Genomic DNA, 20,743 nt, shown 5'->3' with positions numbered 1-20,743 from the left:
CCTGATGCTCCTTCAAAACCCCGATGATCTGTTCTTCCGAGAACCGTGATCGCTTCATTGCCTGTCTCCTTTGTCGAGGAACAGGCTAACCCAAAATCGGGAACATCTCAGGGGAGCACGTCAGGGCGCACTGGTCACCGCATGCGGGCGGATCTGCATACATCGCAAGAAGATCAACGTCTCGACCGTTCTTACCGGTCTCAAGCTCGGGATCAAGGAAATAGAGGTGGTAGTTGGCTGATCAGCTTCATGAGCTAATCTGACATACATCGGCCTAGAGGAGAAAACACTATGGACAATCGGCAACCCGTTCGGCACGGGTTGTCACCCATGTCTCCGGTACATTCTGTTACCCATGTCTCTGGGCTGTACACGGGGCGGACAGGCGGAATTTGGCGCACCCATCAGGATTCGAACCTGAGACCTCTACCTTCGGAGGGTAGCGCTCTATCCAGCTGAGCTATGGGTGCTTGCCGTGTCGCAACTGCTTACGCAGTGCTTACGTGAAGTTTTTGCGAGCTGTAAGATCAGAACGAGGGGCTCGCAAATCCTTGTTCTTACTACTTCTTTTCGTCTCCTCTTTGTCGCCGAGCCCCTTGACATCAGCCTTCGGAGGGCAGCGCTCTATCCAGCTGAGCTACGGGTGCAGGCCGGTTGGCCGGCGGTCGTCGACGACGCGGGATCGAAAGCGCGGCGACGATTGTCGCTTCTTAACCGAAGCCGGGCGGTGCATCAATCAGGAAATCGCCGCCGACCCTCTTCGGGCCGTCCTCGGTCGCTGCCGAACGCGTGGGGCCCGAAGTCGTCTGAACCGCCCCGGGCTTGCCGCAGGCCGATGGATGTAAGCCACGCGGCCATGCCGGACGTTTCCAGAACTGTGTAGAAATTCGCTTCGGCCGCTGCTGGCGGGATGGTGCCGATGGGGTCCAGAAGACGGCGGCGGTCGAACCAGTCGACCGATTGGGATGCGGCATAGCGCACGGCGTCGAAGCCGTGCCATGATCCAAGGCGATGACTGGGCTCTGGCTTGAAGAGGCCGTTGATCGTCTCGGCGAGCGCTTTGTCAAAACTATCGCCGACGCAGCCGACCGACGGGTCGATGCCGGCCTCGGCCAGTCGCCCGGCCTATTTGATCGACAGGTCATGCGCCCCGCGATCAGAGCGATGCACCATCCCGCTCGCGGCCGTCGTTGAGGAACGGCCTCTTGCTGGGCATTCGGGACGAATCCGGCATGGGCCGTGCGGTTGACGCGCCATCCGGCAAGGCGGCGCGCGAAGACGTCGATGACCAACACCACATGGACGCAGCCGACCGGCATGGCGACATAGATGAAACCGCGCCCCCACAGCATGTTCGGGGCCGGCACGCGGACCTGGCGCTTCACCGTCTCCAGCGGGCAGGCTCGGCCTTGTCGGGACGCATGGTCTTGATTTTCTTGCCGCGAAGGACGCTTTCGAGGGCCACGTTGAATCCCTCCCGGCGCATCTGGCGCCAGACCTGGCGCTCGCCGTAGGTTTTGAAATGGGCCTCGAAAACACGCTCGATCTCGGGCCACGGTTCGCCATCACGCCTGGCCCGGTCCGAGAGCCGTTCCGGATCGACCCGCTCGGCCAGATGATCGTAACAGGTGGACGGGGCAAGCGGCAGATGCCTGCTGATCGGCTCGACCCTAAGTTCTCCATGGTGATCGCCGACCAGCGGCTCTCTTGCTGTCCTTGATGATCCAAAACCCTGCGAAGGGCGCGCTTGCGGATTTCGGGAGAACAGGTGTCGGTCGTCCCGCTCACGATGCTCCATCGCACCGGGGAGTTGAAGCCTCCGGCAAAGCCGGGCGGTTCAGGCCGCATGTGGTCCGTGTGTTGCAGTTCTCCTTCCAGGAGCCGATAGCGCGGCGGCGCTATGATCTCCGTTGCCCTTGCCACCGTTATCGCCGTCGGCGTCGGCAGCGACGGCTGGCGCGCGGTTTGGCCGGGCTTTTGTGGTGCCGCCGTGCCCGGCGAGTTGACAGGTCCGCGCCGTGCGAGGCTTGCTGTGCGCGAAACGGTGCTGGAGAGTCATTTTGGGTGCGTTGCTGGACGAAGACCGTCTGTTTCCGATCGAACCGCGCGCCCGCGCGCTGGCGCGGCGGCTTTACGAACTCGTTCGCGCCCTGCCGATCGTCAGCCCGCACGGCCATACCGACCCGCGCTGGTTCGCGCGCGACGAGCCCTTCGCCGATCCCGCCGAACTGCTTGTCATCCCGGACCACTACGTGTTGCGCATGCTCACCAGCCAGGGCGTGCGCCTCGACGCTCTCGGCGTCGCCAGGCTGTCGGGCGAACGGCGCGAAACCGACCGCCGCGCCGTGTGGCGGCTTTTTGCCGAGCATTATCATCTGTTTCGCGCCACCCCGACCCGGCTTTGGCTCGATCATACGTTCGAGACGCTGTTTTCCATGACCGTGCCGCTCGGGCCCGAAACCGCGGATTGCTACTACGACCGCATCGCCGAGCAACTGGCAGGGGCGGAGTTCCGGCCGCGCCGGCTTTTCGAGCGTTTCAACATCGAGGTCCTGGCGACGACGGAGGGCGCGCTCGACGATCTCGCCTGGCACGAGGAGATCGCCGCCTCCGGCTGGGGCGGGCGTGTCGTCACCACCTACCGGCCCGATTCGGTCACCGATCCCGATTTCGAGGGATTTTGCGCCAATCTGCGCCGGTTCGGCGACGTTACCGGCTCTGATACGCAAAACTGGAGCGGATATCTGGAGGCCCATCGCCGCCGCCGCGCCTTTTTTCGCGGCGCCGGAGCCACCGCCACCGACCATGGCCATCCCAGCGCCGATACCGCCGACCTGTCGCCGGCCGAGGCCGCCGCGCTTTACGACTTGGTGGCCGGCGGTCGCGCCGATGCCGGCCAGAAAAAACTGTTCCGGGCGCAGATGCTGACCGAAATGGCGCGCATGAGCGTCGAGGACGGCATGGTCATGCAGATCCATGCCGGTGCGCATCGCAACCATTCGCCGTCGATCCACCGGCTGTTCGGCCGCGACAAGGGTTTCGACATGCCGGCCCGCGCGTCCTATGTCGACGCGCTGAAACCGATGCTCGACGCGGTCGGGTTCGAGCCCGGCCTGGCGGTGATCGTGTTCACCCTCGACGAGACCGCCTATGCGCGCGAACTCGCCCCGCTCGCGGGCGCTTATCCGTGCCTCAAGCTCGGCCCGCCATGGTGGTTTTACGACAGTGCCGAAGGCATGTTGCGCCACCGCCGCGCGACCATCGAAACCGCAGGCTTCTACAACACCGCCGGCTTCAACGACGACACCCGTGCCTTTCCCTCCATACCCGCGCGTCACGACGTCGCCCGCCGCGTCGACTGCGCCTTTCTGGCCGAGCTCGTCCTGACCGGTCGGTTGCGCGAGGACGAGGCCGCCGACCTTGCCGCGGATTTGGCCGTCAATCTGGCCAGGGCCGCCTATCGGCTCTGACCGGCAAACGATGCCGGCCTCAGCTTTTTGGGCGGCCGATACCGATGCTCTCGAGCGCGTCGGAAAGGCTCGCACAATAGGGATCGATGCCGAAATCGGCCGGCGTGACGGCGTGTTCGTAGTCGAGTTCTCGGTGTTGCATGCAATAACGGTCCCACGGCGAAAGCCGGATGCGGAAGATGCGGATCGCCGATTCGGCCATCCAGTCGCGCAGCCGCAGGCGCCGCCCGACCGGGCGGCCGATATGGGCGCAATAGGCCGCGACGAAATCGTCGACGCTCATAGCCGGATTGCCGAGCACCAGCCGCTCGGTGCCGGCGCGTTCGCCTGGCGGCGCGTCGACGAGATGCGTGACGATTCGGGCGATGTCTTCCGCGTGGATGAAATGAAAACGGCCGTCCGCCGAAAGCCGGCGCACGAGACCCGCCCAGCGGCCGGCCTGGATCAAGAGCCTGGCGAAATGCGAATGGGTCTCCGGCCCGCTTCCGCCGATCACCAGCGTGGGAAACAGGCCGACCATGTCGAACCGCTCGGCCATGGCCTCCATGGCGCCGACGAGCTGGAATTTGGAGCGGATATAGTCGGTGCCCAGCGCGTCGGCGGCCGAAAGCAGGGCGCCGTTGCGGGCAAGCACGCTGGCGCTGGAAAAATAGATCACGCGGCCGCCATCGGCGACCAGGGCGGCAGCGGTGCGATTGGCGTCGAGATTGAGCTGAAAAGCTTCCGGTCCGCCCCAGGCGGCGGCAGCGAGCACCGCGGCGTCGATCGCGCCGATCTCGGCGCGAAAGTCGCCGAGCGCGCGCATGTCGGCCGTCACACGTGTGATGCGCGGGTGACCCCGCGTCCACGCCTCCAGCCGGGTGGGATCGCGCACCACCAGCACCTGCTCATGGGGTGTTTGCGCGGCGATGCGCGCCACGATGCGCCGTCCGACACAGCCGGTCGCGCCCGTGATCAGGATACGCTTGTGCGTCACTGTCATCCCCCTGCCGCAAGGCATCGGCGAGGCCCTCGCCCGGGCGTTGCCGCGGCGCCGACGCGCGGCTCGATTGACCTTGCGCCGAAAACCCGTCTATGGCTTGCCGATGGTTGGGCCAGGGGCGCAATAGCCCCGCCGGCTGGCGGATGCAATCGCGTCGCGGGCGCTGCGTCCGAAACCGGATGTCGAGAGGCCCTGGGAGAGGGTGCGTGCTGGCCAAGGTGATGAGGCGAGCCGTCGAGCGGCCGATGCTGGTGCTGACGCCGATCCTCGCGCTCCAGACCCTGCCCACCCTGTGGGCGAAAGAGGTTTGGTTTCCCGACGAACCACGCCATGCCGCCGCCTTCATGCAGATGATGGAAAACGGCCACTGGCTGGTGCTTCACATCGGCCAGATCCCCTATCCAGACAAGCCGCCGCTCTATTTCTGGATGCTGGCGGGGCTGAGCTGGCTGTTCGACAGTCGCGACCCGGCCCTGTTCCAGTTCGCCGCCGCGCTGTCGGCGCTTTTTTTCCTCGCCTCGACGGTTTACGCCGCGCGGGCCTTGTGCCTGCCGCGCAGCATCCCGCTGCTGGCCGGGCTCGTGCTCCTGACGGACCATTTTTTCATCGAGCGTGCGCATTTCCCGCGTATGGACCTGTTGTTTTGCACCTTCATCCTGTTGAGCCATGTCTTTTTCTACCGCGCGGCGACGGGACCGCGGGACCTCACGCCGCGCGCGGCGATGCTCGCCTTCGCCATGGCCGGCCTGGCGACGCTGACGAAGGGACCGATCGGGATCCTGCTGCCGCTGGCCGGCCTCGTTCTCTTTCTCGCCCGCGAACGCCGGCTCGCCGCGCTGCTCGACCGTGGCTACGGGGCGGGCCTAGCCGTCTACGCCGCCATGATGGCGACCTATCTGGCCGGTGTCGTCGCCGTCGAAGGTTTGGGCTTCCTGCACGCCATTCTCGTCGAGCAGACGCTTGCGCGCGCGCTCGATACCTGGATCGCGGCGGAGCCGTTTTATTATTATCTGCGCCGGCTGCCTGAATTCTGGCTGCCCTGGAGCGTGCTGCTTTTTTTCCTGCCCTGGCGCCGGCTGGGCGAAAGCGGGTTCTGGCGTGCGCTCTGGCGGCCGGATCAAACGGGTAGCGAGCACAAGGGGCGCGCCTATCTCTGGATTACGGCGCTCGGCAGCCTGGCGATCATATCGGCCTTCGACTACAAGGTCCGCTTTCTGGTGCTGACCTTCTATCCGCAGACAGCGATGCTGATCGCCTTGTTTCTGGCCGGGCTTCCCCGCGCCCGGCGCGTGGCCGTGTTTTCGCTCGTGCTCGCTTTCCTGGCGCTGCTTGTCGCCGTCCTGCCGGTTCTGCCGCAGGCCTTGCCCTGGCCTGAGCGGATCAGGGGCGAATGGGCGATTTTCGCCACCGGTCTGGTGGCGCTGGCGCCATTGTTCGTGTTGCGTCGGCGCGGCCCGCTGGTGTTTGTCGGCGGTCTGGCGCTTGGGCTGGCGCTGGTGTTCTTGCCTTACTACCTGCTGACGATCCGGGGGCTGAACGACACCATGTCGCCGCGCGAGCAGGGCGAGATCATGGGCCGGCACGCCGAGGCCGGTTACGCGCTCTATTATTACGATCCGCCCTTCAGCGAAGGCATGTTCGACTATTATGCCGGACGCGCCGTGCCGAATATCTGGGGCGAACGGGCGCTCGCGGATGCGGTGGCCGGCAGGCCTTGCGGCGTCGTCGCCATGCGCGATCGTTACTGGCGCTCCTGGGAAAACCGGCCCGAAGGGCTGGAACTGATCGACGAGCGCATTCTCGACCGGCGCAGGATCATGCTGCTGCGCTGGCGCCGTGGCACGGACGGGCAGGGGTCGTGTTCGATCCCGGCGGCGTCTTGAACGCGGCGCCCAACCCGTTCCGTCGCACGGTGGCGAGCACGCTCGCCGACCTCGGCAGCCTTGTCGGCATCGACCCGGTCGCGCCGCCACTGGCCGCGCCGGACGCCGCGGCGAAAATCCGCGTTTTCGTCAGCCTGACGACGATCCCGCCGCGCATCGACGGGCTCGGCCGCTGTCTTGCCTCTCTCTTGGCCCAGACGCATCCCCCCGAGCGCATTTTCGTCAACGTGCCGCGCGCCTATCGCCGTTTTGGCAGGCTGGACATGGTTCCGGCCTGGCTCGCCGACGGCGACGAGCGCATACAACTTGTCCGCTGCGAACGCGATCATGGCCCGGCGACCAAGTTTCTCGGCGCGCTCGATCGCGTGCCGCGCACGCCGGACACGCTGATGGTGATCGTCGACGACGACGTCGCCTATCGCGACTACATGCTGTCGACATTCGCGCGCGCCCACGCTGCCGATCCGCGCCGCGCCCATTCCTTCTTCACGTTCCGTTATCGCGGCGTGACCGTCGGCCAGGGGGTCGACGGGATCGCCGTGCCGGCGGAGGCGCTTGACGGCATTGTCGATTTCTGGGCCCGGATCGCCCACGACAAGGACGCCTTCTTCGTCGACGATCTGTGGCTCTCCTATTATCTGCAACGTGCCGGATACCCGGTCGCCAGCCTGGCGCGCCACCGGCCGGATCGCGACCCCGTCTACACGATCTACAACGATGCCGGCGCCTTGCTCGGCCTGACCGGCGCGCACCGGCGCTGGAAGGCGATGGCGGGAGCCAGGCGTGCGCTGCGGGCCGCCTTCGGCGCCTGAAACGGCTTGCGGTCCGGGCGCGACCGGCGTTTGATGGTTACATTTTCGGTGGTTACAAACGCAACGACTTGACCGCAACGCCGCAAGGAGGCGCGATTGGCCTTTTCCTACATGCCGGGCTTCGGCAACGATTTCGAGACCGAATCGCTTCCCGGCGCGCTGCCGCAGGGCATGAACTCGCCGCAACGGCCCGCCTACGGGCTTTACGCCGAGCAGCTCTCGGGCTCGCCCTTCACCGCGCCGCGCGGCACCAACGAACGGTCCTGGCTCTACCGCATCCGGCCGAGCGTCCGGCATACAGCGCGCTTTTCAGCCTTCGCGCAACCGCACTGGAAAAGCGCGCCCAATGTCGACGATCACCAACTGGCGCTCGGACAGTTGCGCTGGGATCCGGTGCCGATACCTGCTGTCGAGACCGATTTCGTCGCCGGCATCCGTACAGTGACCACGGCCGGCGATGTGCTGACGCAGGTCGGCATGGCCGCGCATGTCTATGTCGCCAATGTCGACATGGTCGACGATCATCTCTTCAACGCCGACGGCGAACTGCTTGTCGTGCCGCAACAAGGCGGCCTGCGCTTCGTCACCGAAATGGGCGTGATCGAGGTCGCGCCCGGCGAAATCTGCGTGCTGCCGCGCGGCCTGGTGTTCAAGGTCGAGCTGATCGACGGTCCGGCGCGCGGCTATCTGTGCGAGAATTACGGCGCCAAGTTCACCCTGCCCGACCGGGGGCCGATCGGTGCCAATTGCCTTGCCAATCCGCGCGATTTCAAGACGCCCGTCGCCTGGTTCGAGGAAAAGGACATGCCGTGCCGGCTGATCGTCAAATGGTGCGGTCGCTTCCATGTCACCGACATCGGCCATTCGCCGCTCGACGTGATCGCCTGGCACGGCAACTACGCGCCCTACAAATACGATCTGTCGACCTTTTCGCCGGTGGGCGCGATCCTGTTCGACCATCCCGACCCGTCGATCTTCACCGTCCTGACCGCGCCGTCGGGCGAGGAGGGCACGGCCAATATCGATTTCGTCATCTTCCCGCCGCGCTGGCTGGTGGCGGAAAACACGTTCCGTCCCCCCTGGTATCACCGCAACATCATGAGCGAGTTCATGGGCCTGATCCGGGGCCAGTACGACGCCAAGGAAGAGGGTTTCGTGCCCGGCGGCATGAGCCTGCACAACATGATGCTCGCGCACGGGCCCGACGCGACCGGTTTCGAAAAGGCCTCGCGCGCCGATTTGAAGCCGGTGAAGCTCGACGACACCATGGCCTTCATGTTCGAGACCCGCTTTCCGCAGATGCTGACGCGTTTCGCCGCCGAGCTCGAGACCTTGCAGGACAACTATATCGATTGCTGGAGCGACCTGAAAAAGCGTTTCAACGGCACCAAGGAAGGTGACTGGAGCTGAGCTAAAACGCTGTCATGATACCCATTTTCTTCGTGACGCTCCCCTAATAGGCGGAATAACTTATCGTTGGCGCTATCGAACAAGCGCCGGAGAGTTCACATGGAATCAGAGACGATAGGTTGGCTTGTCTTTATCGAGCGCGTCGTCGGTCACATCGCATGGCCCGCGGCTATATTAGCTTCTGGCATTTTGTTCAAATCGCAGATTGTTAGGGCATTGGGCCGGCTCAAGTCGATCAGGCATAAAGATACAGAAGTCACATTTTCAGATTTGCTTGACGAGGCATCTCAGGAGGCAGCATTGCTCCCTGCTCCGACGAATCCACCCGAGCTTCCAGTCCTTCTAGAACAAAAACTCATCTCTGATTTTCCCCACCTTGCTATCTCGGAAGCATGGCGTCGAATAGAGAACAGAATTGCTATGATTGTTTCTTCGGAGTGGCCAAGATTGCCTGAGCGAGAATTTCATGGGATGGCAGGTATCAAGAATTTACAACGCCTTGAGGTCGTTGAGAGTGGAGTTCTACGATTGCTCAATGATCTAAGGCGCGTGCGAAATGAGGCGGTTCACAGTTGGGATGGAGATATTACTGAAGGTCAAGCTCAAGAATTCGTCGCACTCGCCGCTCGAGTTGAGAGCGAATTAGAAAAAGCCAAGCAGAAGGTACCGAAAATTGACTAAGCAATTCGCCTCCGCCGGCGACCTGGCCGAAAAGAAGATCTCCTTCACCGAGATCGGCCGCGATCTGTGGGCTTTCACCGCTGAGGGCGATCCCAATACCGGCGTCATCATCGGCGACGATTGCGTGATGATCGTCGACGCCCAGGCCACGCCGCGTCTCGCCAACAAGGTGATCGAGAAGGTGCGCTCGGTCACCGACAAGCCGATCAAATATGTCGTGCTGACCCATTATCACGCCGTACGCGTGCTCGGCGCTTCGGCCTATGGCGCGTCGGAGACGATCATGTCCGACACGGCGCGGGCGATGGTGGCCGAACGCGGCCAGGAGGACTGGGAGTCCGAGTTCGGCCGTTTCCCGCGCCTGTTCGAGGGTCATGAATCGATTCCGGGTCTGACCTGGCCGAGCCTGACTTTCTCCAAGAGCGCGACCTTCTTCCTTGGCAAGCGCCGGGTCGATCTGCGTTTCCTCGGCCGCGCCCACACCGCCGGCGACATTGTGGCGTTCGTGCCGGACGCCAATGTCATGTTTACCGGCGATATCGTGGAGTACCACTCAGCCTGCTATTGCGGCGACGGCCATTTCGGCGACTGGCCGGCGACGCTGGAGGCGATCCGGGCCTATCGCCTCGACGCGATTGCGCCAGGGCGCGGCGACGCGCTGGTCGGCGAGAAGATGGTCAACGCCGCGCTCGACAACACCGCCGATTTCGTGACCTCGACTTTTCGGCCGATCATGCGCATCGCCCAGGGCGGCGGCTCCTTGAAACAGGCATGGGACGCCTGTCGCGCCGCCTGCGACCCGAAATTCGCCGATTACGCGATCTACGAACATTGCCTGCCGTTCAACGTGGCGCGCGCCTATGACGAGGCGCTCGGCATCGACACGCCGCGCATCTGGACGGCCGAACGCGACCGCGAGATGTGGGCAAGGCTGCAGGGATGAAGACGGCCGACGCCGACAGCGACGCGAAATCCGGCGAGGAAGGAGCCGCAATGCAGCCCTATCGCCTGATGGCGCTGAACAATGCCTGGGCCAATGCGCGGCTATACGGCGCGCTGCGCGGCCTCTCGGCCGCGGCCTTCACCGCCGCGCGTCCGGGGTTTTTCCCGTCGCTGGCCGCAACGCTCAACCATATCCACGAGGTCGATCTCTATTATCTCGACGCGCTCGAGCGTGGCGGCGCCGGGCGCGCGGTCTACGACCGGCCCGAGATCGACGATCCGGCCGCGCTCGGTGCCCTGCAGGCCGACGCCGATCTGCGTCTGGCGCAGTTTTGCCGGGCGCTCGACCCGGCCGCGCTCGCCGAGACCCGCAAGACCGAGCGCGCGGACGGCGCGGTGACGGAACGGGTCGACGCACTGCTGCTGCATCTTTTCCAGCACCAGATCCACCATCGCGGCCAGGCGCATGTGCAAGTGCAGCATGCCGGGATCGCACCGCCGCAGCTCGACGAATTCTATCTCGATTACGACCGCCATCCCACGGCCGCGCCCTATCACGGATAGCGCGTAAGGCAGGAACCGGGGTCGGGTCGATGGGAGGACGACCAGCATCATGAACCGCATCTTCGAAACCCCGCTCTATCCCTATGCGCGCTCGCCCGATCAGGACGCGGCCGGGCCCGTGCGCCATCCGGTCGTCGTGGTCGGTGCCGGGCCGGTCGGGCTTGCCGCGGCGATCGACCTGGCGCTGCACGACGTGCCCGTCGTCGTGCTCGACGACAACGAAAAGGTCTCGTTCGGCTCGCGCGCGATCTGCTTTGCCAAGCGACCGCTGGAAATCCTCGACCGGCTCGGTTGCGGGGCGCCGATGGTCGAGAAGGGCGTGACCTGGAACCTCGGCAAGGTCTATTTCGGCGAGCGTCGGGTCTACGGGTTCAACCTGTTGCCGGAGGCGGGCCACAAGCGGCCGGCCTTCATCAACCTGCAGCAATATCATTTCGAAAAATATCTGGTTGACCGGGTTCGCGAACTCGAGGCCGAGGGCAGGCCGATCGAGATCCGGGGTCGAAACCGGGTGACGGCGGTGGAACCTAGCGCGGATGGGGTGCGCATTGACGTGGAAACCCCCGAGGGCCCCTACCGGCTCGCCGCCGACTGGCTGATCGCCTGCGATGGCGCCGGCTCGCCGGTGCGCGCCATGATGGGGCTCGATTTCGTCGGCCGCGTCTTCGAGGACAATTTCCTGATCGCCGACGTGCGCATGGAGGCCGATTTCCCCACCGAGCGCTGGTTCTGGTTCGACCCGCCCTTCAACAAGGGCCAGTCCGCGCTGCTGCACAAGCAGCCGGACGGGGTCTGGCGGATCGACCTGCAACTGGGCTGGGATATCGACAAGGAACGCGAGAAGAAACCGGAAAACGTCATTCCGCGGCTGAAGGCGATGCTCGGCGAGGACGCACGCTTCGAACTGGAATGGGTTTCGATCTACACCTTCCAGTGCCGGCGCATGGAGCGCTTCCGGCACGGGCGGGTGGTGTTTGCCGGCGACGCCGCCCATCAGGTTTCGCCGTTCGGCGCGCGCGGCGCCAATTCGGGCCTGCAGGATACCGACAATCTGGTCTGGAAGCTGAAACTGGTGCTCGACGGGCTGGCGCCCGAAAGCCTGCTCGACAGCTATGACGACGAACGCCTCCATGGTGCCGACGAGAATATCCGCAACTCGACCCGGTCGACCGACTTCATCACGCCGAAATCCGAGGCCAGCCGGCTGTTTCGCGACGCGGTTCTCGACCTGTCGGAAAGCTTCGCGTTCGCCCGGCCGCTGGTCAATTCGGGCCGGCTGTCGGTGCCGTGCACCTATGACGGGTCGCCGCTCAACGGAGCCGATGCCGACGACATGCCTGCGCGTACCCGGCCCGGCTCGCCGGCAGCCGACGCGCCGGTGGCCGACGGATGGCTGCTCGACCGGCTCGGTGCCGGCTTCCGGCTTCTGACGATCGATCGCGACGCGCCCGACCGGCTCGATGTTGACGGCGTCGAGATCGCACGGGTCGCGCTGTCGGCGAGCGACGACCCGTCCGGCGCGCTCGCAGAGCGTTATCTCGGCGCGACTTCGGGCGCGGTCTATCTGATGCGGCCCGACCAGCACGTGGCCGCGCGCTGGCTGGCCTTTGACGAAGAGGCCGTGCGCGCCGCCCTCAAACGCGCGGTCGGGCGTGAGACATGACGATGGCGAAACTCATTACACAGCCCAACATTGCCGGTCCGGACGACTTCTATGCCGAGTTGCTGGCGCTGCATGACGGGCGCGACAAGGCTGAAAGCGACGCCATCAACGCGCGACTGATCCTGTTGCTGGCCAACCATATCGGCGACCGGGACGTGCTGCGCGAAGCATTCGAGGCGGCGGCCGGCGCGAAAAAATAAGCCGGCTATCGATCCTGGCATTGTTATGCCGACAATGCCTCCCGCGGCTCGAACGGACGTGTGCACACCACCAGCATGCGGGCGCCGTCGGGCCCGGCTGCGGCATAGAGATGGCCGCGGCCCGAATCGAAATAGGCGCTCTCGCCCGTGGCCAGCGTGACGGGCTCCAGGTCCTGGAAATGAATGGTCACGCTGCCGTCGATGACGAAGGCGAATTCTTCGCCGGCATGGCTGATGAAGCGGTCGAAGCGCATCGTCTCCAGCGGCCGCAAGGTACCCAGCATCGGCGTCATGCCCTTGTGCCACAGATCGGGAAACAGCATCTCGTAGGAATAGTTTTCCGTCTCATGCAGCCGGAACTCGCCGATGCGCGACACCGCGACCTCGCCCGGGCGGAAGCGTTCGCCATGTTCGGAAAACAGCGCCGACACGTCGACGCCGAGACCGTCGGCGAGCTGGCTGAAACGGTCATAGGTCAGCGCCATCAGGCCGCGCTCGACCTTCGACACGGTTGAGACGGCAAGCCGCGAGCTTTTCGCCACCTCCGCGAGGGTCAGGCCGCGCTCGTGGCGGATTTCGCGCAGCCGCTCGCCCATTCTGACACGGCGGTCGGCCGGCTCCATCCGTTTCGGGGTGCGTCGATCGGTGGGTTTGTCCATCGGCGAACTCTATGCGCGGGAGGAGGCCGCGTCCACAGATTTTCCGATGGGAAAATTTCGATTTTCTTATCGGAAATTTCTTGTTACGGTTTCGACATGCGCCGGGCGATAGCCCGCGACAGGGCTTTTGGGAGGAGGCTTGCGTGTCGGACCGTTTGCCGCAAGACGTCGACATTGCCGTGATCGGCGCGGGCATCGCCGGCGCCTCGGTCGCCGCCGAACTGGCGACAAGCGCGCGCGTGGCCTTGCTCGAGCGCGAGGCCCAGCCCGGTTATCACACCACCGGCCGCTCGGCGGCGTTGTTTTCGACCATTTACGGTCCCGCCCCGATCCGCGCCCTGTCGCGCGCCTCGGCCCCATTCTTCGATGCGCCGCCGGACGGTTTCGCCGCCGGGCCGTTGCTGTCGCCGCGCGGCGTGATCATGATCGCCCGCCAGGACCAGCTCGGTTCCGTCGAGGCGATGTTGGCCGAATTGGCGCAGGGCAGCGCGGTCGACCGGCTCGACGCCGCCGCGATCGCGGCGATGGTGCCGATGCTGCGCCCCGGCTATGCCGTGGCCGCCGTGCATGAGCCGGGCGCGCGCGACATTGACGTTGATGCGCTGCACCAGGGATATCTGCGCCGCTTTCGTGCCCGTGGCGGTCGGCTTGTAACCGACGGCGGCGTCGACGCGCTGGCGCATGACGGCCGTGGCTGGCGCATCGACACTCCTCGCGGCGCCATTCGCGCCGGCACGGTGGTCAATGCCGCCGGCGCCTGGGCGGACGAGATCGCCGTCCTGGCCGGCGCGACCCCGGTCGGGCTGGTGCCCAAGCGCCGGACCGCGATGATCGTTTCGGCTCCGGAAGGAGTTTCGGTATCCGGCTATCCGACCGTCGTCGACATCGACGAGCAATTCTATTTGAAGCCCGACTCCGGCCGCCTGCTGATTTCGCCGGCCGACGAGACGCCGTCGCCGCCCTGCGACGCCCAGCCGGAAGAGATCGACATCGCGGTCTGTGTCGACCGCATCGAGCGGGCCTTCGACCTCAAGGTGGCGCGCATCGACAACAAATGGGCGGGGCTGCGCAGTTTCGTCGCCGACAAGGTGCCGGTCGCCGGTTACGACCCGTCGGTGCCCGGCTTCTTCTGGCTGGCCGGGCAGGGCGGCTACGGCATCCAGTCCGCGCCGGCGTTGGCGCGTTTCGCGGCGGCGCTGGTGCTGCGCGCCGACCCGCCGGCCGACATTGTCGAGCACGGTCTCGATGTGCGCGATCTGGCGCCCGAACGCCCGGCGTGCCGCCGATGATCTGGCTCGTTCCGCTCGCCGCACTGGGGCTTTTGGCGTCGGGCCTGGCGCTCGCTTATGTGATCGGCGCCTCGGCGGTGCTTGCCTTCCTGGTGACGGACAATGCGCGCTATCTCGCCATTCTGCCGCAAAAAGTGTTTTCCCAGATCAGCGTCTTCGCGCTTTTGGCAATGCCGCTGTTCATCCTCGCCGGCGAGATCATGAACCGGGCCGGCGTCACCCGGGCCCTGATCGACCTGTCGATGGCGCTGGTCGGGCGCCTGCGTGGCGGGCTCGGCCACGTCAACATCATGACCAGCGTGTTTTTCGCCGGCATTTCCGGTTCGGCGGTGGCCGACGCGGCCGCGCTCTCCAACACGCTGGTGCCGGCGATGCGCGAGCGCGGCTACTCGGCCACCTATGCCGGCGCCATCACCGCGGCCTCCTCGATCATCGGGCCGATCGTGCCGCCCTCCATCATCCTGATCTTTTACGGCGCGCTGATGCAGACCTCGGTGGCGGCGCTGTTCATGGCCGGCATTCTGCCGGGGCTGCTTTTGACCGGGGCCTTGTTCGCGCTCAACGCCTGGTATGCCTGGCGCGACGACCATCCGCGCCTGGAGCGTGGCGAGGCGCCCGCCTTCGGCCCGACCCTGGTCGGGGCCCTGCCGGCGCTCAGCCTGCCGCTGATCATTGTCGGCGGCATCGTTTTCGGCTGGATGACGCCAACGGAAGCCGCCGCCGTCGCCGTGGTAGCCGCACTTGCCGCCGGCACCTTCTACACAGGCATCACCCGTCAGGGGCTTCTGGAGGCGCTGCGGCGCACGGCAACGCTCACCGGTTCGATCTTCATCATCCTGTGCGCCGTCGCGGCCCTCGGCCACCTGGCCGCGCTGGAGCGCATTCCCGAGGCGATCGCCGCGCTGGTCGCCGATCTCGGCCTCGGACCGATCGGTTTCATGCTGGCCATGAACATCATTTTCATCGTTGCCGGCATGGTGCTCGACATCACCGTGGCGCTGGCGCTGCTGGTGCCGCTGCTCGCCCCGGTCGCGCTCGCCGGCGGCGCCGACCCGGTCCATCTCGGCATCGTGATCTGCTTCAATCTGTGTATCGGGCTGGTCTCGCCGCCCCTCGGCGGTTGCCTGCTGATCGTCTCGGCCGTCACCCGCGTCGGCTACTGGCAACTCGCGCGCGCGGTCATTCCCTTCGTCGTTCTGGAGATGGCGGTGCTTGGCGTCATCATCGTCTTTCCGCAGATCAGTCTTGTCCTGCCCCGCGCCATGGGGTTGTGACGCAACAGGGCCGAACCGACAATAACGGCCAGAAAGGGAGGAGAACATGAAACTTCGACTTTGGATCGGAAGCCTCGCGCTCGCTGCCGCCGTCGGCCTCGCGCCGCCGGTGCTGGCGCAGACGGTCAAGGTGGCGCTCGACAGCCCGCCGGACCTCGAGCAGTCCGGCACCTATGTGTGGGCGCATGCCTTCGCGACCTATCTCAACGAGAACGGCATCGAGGCGGAGGAGTTCCAGCGCGGTGCGCTCGGCGAGGAGGCCGAGCGCCTCGATCAGGTCAGCCAGGGCCTGCTTGAAGTGTCGATGTCGGACGTGAAATCGGCCGGCACGCTCGATACGCTGATCTACGGCGTCTATCTGCCCTATTTCTTCGACGACCTCGGCGAGGTCGACGAGGCGCTTTACGCGGGCGGTATGCTCGAGAAGATCAATGCCGGCACGACACCCAAGGGCGTGCGGGTGCTCGGCGTCGCCCATCTCGGCCTCCCGGCCGGCATCTTCAACACCAAGAAGCCGGTTGCCGGCGTGGCCGACATGACCGGGCTGCGCATGCGCGCGCTCGACGAGATCCAGATCTCGCTGTTCGAGGCCTGGGGTTCGACCGGCACCATCGTGAGCTGGGCCGAAGTGCCGAACGCGCTCCAGACCGGGGTCGCCGACGGCTATATCAACCCGCCTTTCGTGCCGCTTCTGTTCGGCCATACCGGCTTCATCAAGCACTTCACCGATGCCGGGACTTCGCCCTCCGTCCGCCTCGCGATCGCGTCCGAGGACTGGTATCAGGGCCTGTCCGAGGAAGAGCGCCAGACGGTCGACGATGCCGTCAAGGCGGCCGACAAGGCCAATCGCGCATGGCTTGAAAAGCGTTCCGGCATTCTCGACGCGCTCGAGGAGGCCGGCATCGCCGTCACCCGCCTGACGCCGGAGGCCCGTGCCGAGTTCCGCGAAAAATCCCGGGCGGTCTACACCGCCGGTCCGGTCAACGCCGATCAGCTCGCCACCTGGTCGGCCTCTCTGGGACGCTGAGCGGATGCGGGCCGTGGCCGCGATCCTCGACCGGCTTTCGGCATCGCTCAACGCGGCCGCGCTATGGGGCGCGGTCGCGGCGGTGGTGGTGATGGTGCTGGCGGCGAGCTGGCAGGTCGTGGCCCGCTACATCCTTGCCGCGCCGCCGATCTGGACCGAGGAACTCGCCCGTTACGCCATGGTGTGGGCCGGCATGCTGGGCGCATCCTGCGCCTTTCGAGCCCATGCCGACCCGAACCTGTTTCCCACAATGCGCGACAAGGCCGGCCCGGTCGGCGCCTTGATGGCGCTGGCGCGGCTTGCCGGCGTGGCCGTCTTTGCCGCGCCGGTTCTTTATTATTCGCTCTTGAGCGCTTCCGGCGACCCGACACGCGGCTATCTCGCCCGTCTGGCCGGCCGCAATTCCGAGACGCTGGGCATCTCCATGGCCTGGTTCGGCCTCGCCATTCCGATCGCCTTCGCGCTGATCTTTCTACATCTCCTGGCCGATTTCGCCGCCCGGCTGTCGGCCTTTGATCCCGACGAACAGCAGGACAGCACGCCGTGAAAAAAGTCTTCATCGCCGGCCTCGCCACCGAGACCAACACGTTTTCGCCGATTCCGACCGGCCTGGCCTCGTTCGAGGAAACCTTTCTGAGCCGTGAGGCGACGCGGGAAACGCCGAACCTGTTTTCTGCGCCGCTGCATGTGTGGCGCCGCCGCGCCGAGGAACGCGGCTGGCAGGTGGTCGAAAGCCTCGCCGCCTTCGCCCAGCCGGCCGGACCCACGATCGGCTCTGTCTACGAGGCCTTCCGCGCCGAAATCCTCGCCGACCTGCGCAAGGCGATGCCGGTCGACATCGTGCTCTTGTCGATGCACGGCGCGATGATCGCCCAGGGCTGCGACGATTGCGAAGGCGATCTGATGGCGCATATCCGCGAGCTCGTCGGCACGGAAACGGTGCTCGGGCTCGAGATCGACCCGCACAACCATCTCACCCCGCTGATGCTCGAAGCCGCCGATCTGATCGTTTGCTACAAGGAATATCCGCATACCGATTCGCCGGACCGGGCCGAGGAACTGTTCACGCTCGCCGCCGATACAGCCGACGGCAAGATCCGACCGGTCATGCGCGATTATGACTGCCGCATGATGGGCTCCTATCAGACGCCGAAGGAGCCGATGCGCGGTTTTGTCGACGCGATGATGGCCCGCGAGGGACACGGCGGCATCCTGTCCTTGTCGCTCGCGCACGGTTTTCCCTGGGGCGACCACCCGCTGGTCGGCACGCGCATGCTTGCGATCGCCGACGGCGACGCCGACCTCGCCGCCGCAACCGCGCGCGAATTCGGCGAGAAATTGTGGTCGATCCGGGAAGGGTTGCGCTCGGACTTCCCGTCGATCGACGCGGCGCTGGACCGGGCGAGCGCGTCCAACGGCAACCCGGTCGTGCTGGCCGACTATGCCGACAATGCCGGCGGCGGCGCGCCGAGCGATGCCACCTTCGTCCTCCAGGAAGTGCTTAAGCGCGGGCTCAAGGACATCGTGCTCGGACTTTTCTGGGACCCGGGCGTGGTGCGCATGTGCCAGGAAGCCGGCGAGGGCGCGGTGATGCCGATCCGCCTCGGCGGCAAGGTCGGGCCGATGTCCGGCGACCCGGTCGACATCACCGTCACCGTCCGCAAGGCGGCCAGGAACCTTTCCCAGCATATGGGCGAGACGCTGATGCCGATGGGCAATATGGTCTGGCTGGAGGCAGACGGCGTGCATCTGGTCGTCAACGATCTGCGCACCCAGACCTTCCACCCCGAAGCCTTCACCCAGCTCGGTATCGATCTCGAGGCGATGCGCATCGTGGTGGTCAAATCCTCGCAGCATTTTTATGCCGGCTTCGCCCCGATCGCCGCCGAGGTGATCCATATGGCGACCCCCGGCGCGATCGCGCCCGATTTCGCCGCCATTCCCTTCACCCGCAGAAAGGGCGACTATTGGCCCAAAGTGGAGGATCCGTTCGTATGACCAACCCGCTGATAGCCGCCCGCGACCGTTTCGCCGCGTGCCACCCCGAACAGCGCGTGAGCCTGCGCGGGCGAGAATGGGGCGTGGTTGCGGCCGGCACCGACGGCCCGGCTCTCGTCCTGATTCCGGGCACGCTGGGCCGCGCCGATATTTTCTGGCAGCAGATCGAGGCGCTGGCCGGGCGCGCCCGGGTAATTGCCGTCACCTATCCCGACAGCGGCGGCGTGCGCGAGTGGGCGGGCGACCTGGCCGAACTCCTGCGGCAGCGCGGCGTGCGGGCGGCGACGGTGCTCGGTTCCTCGCTCGGCGGCTATCTCGCGCAATATTTCGCCGCCATTCATCCGGAGCTGGTCAAGCGGCTGCTCGCCGCCAACACGCTCGGTTCGGTGGACGAGATCAGGCAGTTTCCCCCCTACAATTCCGATCTCGACCAGGCGCCGATCGCCGAGCTGAGGGACGGTTTCGGACGCGGCTTGACCGCGTGGGGAAAAACCCATCCGGACCAGGCCGATCTGGTCGCGCTGCTGATGGCCGAGCAGGGCGGTCGTATCCGCGAAGCGGAATTGCGAACCCGGTTGAAGGCGCTTCGCGACGGACCCGATCTGCCGCCCGTTTCCCTGCCGCATGAGCGCATCGTCGCCATCGAGAGTGAAGACGACCCGCTGCTGCCGCAGCCGATGCGCGAGGCGCTGCGTGCGCGGCTCGACCCGGGCGTGTGCTACCGGTTCGCCTGGGGCGGCCATTTTCCCTACGTGGTCCGCCCGGCCGCCTATACCGGGCTCTTGGAAGAACAGCTCGATCTGGAGGTCACCGGCCAGGGCTGGGGCGAGGGGGCGGTGCGCCGGCAATGATCGTACTTTCCAATCTGGACGTCGCCGCCTGTCTGCCGATGCGCGATGCGATCGAGGTGGTGGAAACCGCGATGAAGGCGGTCTCCGCCGGTCAGGCCAATCTGCCGCTGCGCTCGCTCGTCGAAGTCGGCGGCGACAACCGCATGGGCGTCATGCCCGGCGCGCTCCTGCCCGGCGTTGCCGGCCAGCCGGCCTGTTTCGGCATCAAGCTTCTGAGCCTTTTCCCGCAAAATCCCGACGCCGGCTATTCCTCGCACGAGGGCGCCTATGTGCTGTTCGAGGGCGAACACGGCACGGCGATCGCGATGATGAACGCCGGGCTGATGACGGCGATCCGCACCGCCGCCGCCAGCGCGGTCGCCACCCGTGCACTGGCGCGGTCAAATGCGCGTGTGCTGACCCTCGTCGGCGCCGGCGAGCAGGCCGAGCATCATCTACACGCGATGATGTGTGTGCGCGATATCAGCCAGGTCCGCGTCGTCGGCCGGCGGGCCACGACCCGCGACGCCTTCATCGCCCGTGCCCGGGCGCGCTATGGCGATGTCGCCATCGAGCCGGCCGACGACGTCAGAACCGCCGTGGCCGGCGCCGACATCGTCTGCACCGTCACCTCCTCGGCGGAGCCGGTCCTGCAAGGCGGGTGGGTCGATCCGGGCACCCATCTCAACGTCGCCGGCGCGTCGGTGCCGTCGAGCCGCGAGATCGACGAGGACATGGTCGCGCGCGCGGCGCTGTTCGTCGACTACCGCGCCTCGACCTTCGCCCAGGCCGGCGAGGTCATCGCCGCGCTCGAAAGCGGCCGCATCGACCAGGACCACGTGCGCGCCGAGATCGGCGAGGTGCTGGCCGGTGCGCATGGCGGCCGCGGTACTGACGACGAGATCACCCTCTACCGCTCGCTCGGCGTCGCCGCGCAGGACCTCGCCGCCGCCTGGCACTGCCTGACCCAGGCGCGCGAGCGTGGTCTGGGCGTGAGTGCGACGCTCTGATACCGACCCGTGGCCGCGAACGGCCGAGCATGGGCGAATCGTCGCGCTT

18 protein-coding genes, 1 tRNA gene and 1 pseudogene are annotated in these 20,743 nt (G+C 65.9%); 16 read left to right on the top strand and 4 right to left on the bottom strand.

All coding sequences use genetic code 11. From position 1 onward, the window contains the following. Window positions 1-393: 393 nt before the first annotated feature. Together C7T96_RS18275 and C7T96_RS23940 are read right to left on the bottom strand one after the other, a co-directional pair. Window positions 394-470: transfer RNA gene (locus C7T96_RS18275), tRNA-Arg, on the bottom strand. 409 nt (window positions 471-879) lie between these two features. Beyond that, a pseudogene (locus tag C7T96_RS23940) lies at window positions 880-1,791 on the bottom strand (IS3 family transposase); the annotation flags it as partial. A gap of 269 nt (window positions 1,792-2,060) precedes the next feature. Between C7T96_RS23940 and uxaC the strand changes: the two are divergent. Further along, window positions 2,061-3,470, top strand: a complete 1,410-nt coding sequence (gene uxaC / locus C7T96_RS18265) for a glucuronate isomerase (RefSeq protein ID WP_106572677.1) — start codon at window positions 2,061-2,063, stop codon at window positions 3,468-3,470. A 19-nt stretch (window positions 3,471-3,489) separates the two neighbouring features. Here uxaC and C7T96_RS18260 read toward each other — a convergent pair whose 3' ends face one another. Beyond that, window positions 3,490-4,452, bottom strand: a complete 963-nt coding sequence (locus tag C7T96_RS18260; RefSeq protein WP_158264413.1) for an NAD(P)-dependent oxidoreductase — start codon at window positions 4,450-4,452, stop codon at window positions 3,490-3,492. 206 nt (window positions 4,453-4,658) lie between these two features. Here C7T96_RS18260 and C7T96_RS18255 point away from each other — a divergent pair, with 206 nt between their 5' ends. The 8 genes from C7T96_RS18255 (at window position 4,659) to C7T96_RS18225 (ending at window position 12,607) form a co-directional block, all read left to right on the top strand. After that, a complete protein-coding gene (locus C7T96_RS18255) occupies window positions 4,659-6,335 on the top strand; it encodes a glycosyltransferase family 39 protein (protein ID WP_158264412.1) in 1,677 nt (558 codons plus the stop codon). After that, entirely contained in the window at window positions 6,311-7,147 is an 837-nt protein-coding gene (locus C7T96_RS24085) for a glycosyltransferase (RefSeq protein ID WP_158264411.1), read from the top strand. Before C7T96_RS18255 ends, C7T96_RS24085 begins: the two co-directional genes overlap by 25 nt. Before the next feature lie 96 nt (window positions 7,148-7,243). After that, window positions 7,244-8,557, top strand: a complete 1,314-nt coding sequence (gene hmgA, locus C7T96_RS18245; RefSeq protein ID WP_106572674.1) for a homogentisate 1,2-dioxygenase — start codon at window positions 7,244-7,246, stop codon at window positions 8,555-8,557. Between the two features lie 99 nt (window positions 8,558-8,656). Beyond that, on the top strand, window positions 8,657-9,238 hold the full coding sequence (locus C7T96_RS23935) for a hypothetical protein (RefSeq protein WP_146149207.1): 582 nt from the start codon (window positions 8,657-8,659) through the stop codon (window positions 9,236-9,238). Then, window positions 9,231-10,181: an MBL fold metallo-hydrolase gene (locus tag C7T96_RS18240; protein WP_106572673.1), complete on the top strand. Its 951-nt coding sequence runs from the start codon at window positions 9,231-9,233 to the stop codon at window positions 10,179-10,181. Before C7T96_RS23935 ends, C7T96_RS18240 begins: the two co-directional genes overlap by 8 nt. Next, entirely contained in the window at window positions 10,178-10,744 is a 567-nt protein-coding gene (locus tag C7T96_RS18235) for a DinB family protein (RefSeq protein ID WP_245414169.1), read from the top strand. Before C7T96_RS18240 ends, C7T96_RS18235 begins: the two co-directional genes overlap by 4 nt. 49 nt (window positions 10,745-10,793) lie before the next feature. Continuing rightward, complete coding sequence (locus tag C7T96_RS18230; protein WP_106572672.1) at window positions 10,794-12,407, top strand: FAD-dependent oxidoreductase; 1,614 nt, start codon at window positions 10,794-10,796, stop codon at window positions 12,405-12,407. A gap of 2 nt (window positions 12,408-12,409) precedes the next feature. Then, a complete protein-coding gene (locus C7T96_RS18225) occupies window positions 12,410-12,607 on the top strand; it encodes a DUF2783 domain-containing protein (protein ID WP_106572671.1) in 198 nt (65 codons plus the stop codon). A gap of 23 nt (window positions 12,608-12,630) precedes the next feature. Here C7T96_RS18225 and C7T96_RS18220 read toward each other — a convergent pair whose 3' ends face one another. Next, entirely contained in the window at window positions 12,631-13,266 is a 636-nt protein-coding gene (locus C7T96_RS18220) for an XRE family transcriptional regulator (RefSeq protein ID WP_106572670.1), read from the bottom strand. Window positions 13,267-13,409: 143 nt separating this feature from the next. Here C7T96_RS18220 and C7T96_RS18215 point away from each other — a divergent pair, with 143 nt between their 5' ends. Genes C7T96_RS18215 through C7T96_RS18185 form a run of 7 tightly spaced genes read left to right on the top strand, consistent with a single transcriptional unit; the run spans window position 13,410 to window position 20,694 of the window. Further along, window positions 13,410-14,555 (top strand): FAD-binding oxidoreductase, encoded by a 1,146-nt coding sequence (locus C7T96_RS18215; RefSeq protein WP_245414168.1) that lies wholly within the window; start codon window positions 13,410-13,412, stop codon window positions 14,553-14,555. Next, on the top strand, window positions 14,552-15,829 hold the full coding sequence (locus tag C7T96_RS18210) for a TRAP transporter large permease (protein WP_106572701.1): 1,278 nt from the start codon (window positions 14,552-14,554) through the stop codon (window positions 15,827-15,829). The genes C7T96_RS18215 and C7T96_RS18210 overlap by 4 nt, the downstream gene beginning before the upstream one ends. A 46-nt stretch (window positions 15,830-15,875) precedes the next feature. Further along, window positions 15,876-16,856, top strand: coding sequence for a TRAP transporter substrate-binding protein (locus C7T96_RS18205; protein ID WP_106572668.1), 981 nt, complete (start codon window positions 15,876-15,878; stop codon window positions 16,854-16,856). Window positions 16,857-16,860: 4 nt separating this feature from the next. Beyond that, the gene (locus C7T96_RS18200; protein ID WP_106572667.1) at window positions 16,861-17,403 is read left to right on the top strand and encodes a TRAP transporter small permease subunit; all 543 of its coding nucleotides are present in this window, start codon (window positions 16,861-16,863) and stop codon (window positions 17,401-17,403) included. Further along, window positions 17,400-18,854, top strand: a complete 1,455-nt coding sequence (locus tag C7T96_RS18195; RefSeq protein ID WP_106572666.1) for a M81 family metallopeptidase — start codon at window positions 17,400-17,402, stop codon at window positions 18,852-18,854. Before C7T96_RS18200 ends, C7T96_RS18195 begins: the two co-directional genes overlap by 4 nt. Beyond that, a complete protein-coding gene (locus tag C7T96_RS18190) occupies window positions 18,851-19,705 on the top strand; it encodes an alpha/beta hydrolase (RefSeq protein WP_106572665.1) in 855 nt (284 codons plus the stop codon). The genes C7T96_RS18195 and C7T96_RS18190 overlap by 4 nt, the downstream gene beginning before the upstream one ends. Further along, window positions 19,702-20,694 (top strand): ornithine cyclodeaminase family protein, encoded by a 993-nt coding sequence (locus C7T96_RS18185; protein WP_106572664.1) that lies wholly within the window; start codon window positions 19,702-19,704, stop codon window positions 20,692-20,694. Before C7T96_RS18190 ends, C7T96_RS18185 begins: the two co-directional genes overlap by 4 nt. Window positions 20,695-20,743: the final 49 nt, after the last annotated feature.

It is taken from the genome of Nitratireductor sp. StC3 (assembly GCF_003015025.1).
GTDB classification, from domain to species: Bacteria; Pseudomonadota; Alphaproteobacteria; order Rhizobiales; family Rhizobiaceae; genus Mangrovimarina; species Mangrovimarina alexandrii.
Note: the sequence above shows the minus strand (reverse complement) of the source record. Positions and strands in the feature narration are given on the sequence as shown.

Bases quoted from the DNA above. Each gene is read 5' to 3' on its own strand.
- C7T96_RS18220 (WP_106572670.1), bottom strand. From the start codon at position 13,266: ATGGACAAACCCACCGATCGACGCACCCCGAAACGGATGGAGCCGGCC.
- C7T96_RS18235 (WP_245414169.1), top strand. From the start codon at position 10,178: ATGAAGACGGCCGACGCCGACAGCGACGCGAAATCCGGCGAGGAAGGA.
- C7T96_RS18205 (WP_106572668.1), top strand. From the start codon at position 15,876: ATGAAACTTCGACTTTGGATCGGAAGCCTCGCGCTCGCTGCCGCCGTC.
- C7T96_RS18190 (WP_106572665.1), top strand. From the start codon at position 18,851: ATGACCAACCCGCTGATAGCCGCCCGCGACCGTTTCGCCGCGTGCCAC.
- C7T96_RS18210 (WP_106572701.1), top strand. From the start codon at position 14,552: ATGATCTGGCTCGTTCCGCTCGCCGCACTGGGGCTTTTGGCGTCGGGC.
- C7T96_RS18260 (WP_158264413.1), bottom strand. From the start codon at position 4,452: ATGACAGTGACGCACAAGCGTATCCTGATCACGGGCGCGACCGGCTGT.
- C7T96_RS18225 (WP_106572671.1), top strand. From the start codon at position 12,410: ATGGCGAAACTCATTACACAGCCCAACATTGCCGGTCCGGACGACTTC.
- C7T96_RS18185 (WP_106572664.1), top strand. From the start codon at position 19,702: ATGATCGTACTTTCCAATCTGGACGTCGCCGCCTGTCTGCCGATGCGC.
- C7T96_RS18230 (WP_106572672.1), top strand. From the start codon at position 10,794: ATGAACCGCATCTTCGAAACCCCGCTCTATCCCTATGCGCGCTCGCCC.
- C7T96_RS23935 (WP_146149207.1), top strand. From the start codon at position 8,657: ATGGAATCAGAGACGATAGGTTGGCTTGTCTTTATCGAGCGCGTCGTC.
- C7T96_RS18200 (WP_106572667.1), top strand. From the start codon at position 16,861: ATGCGGGCCGTGGCCGCGATCCTCGACCGGCTTTCGGCATCGCTCAAC.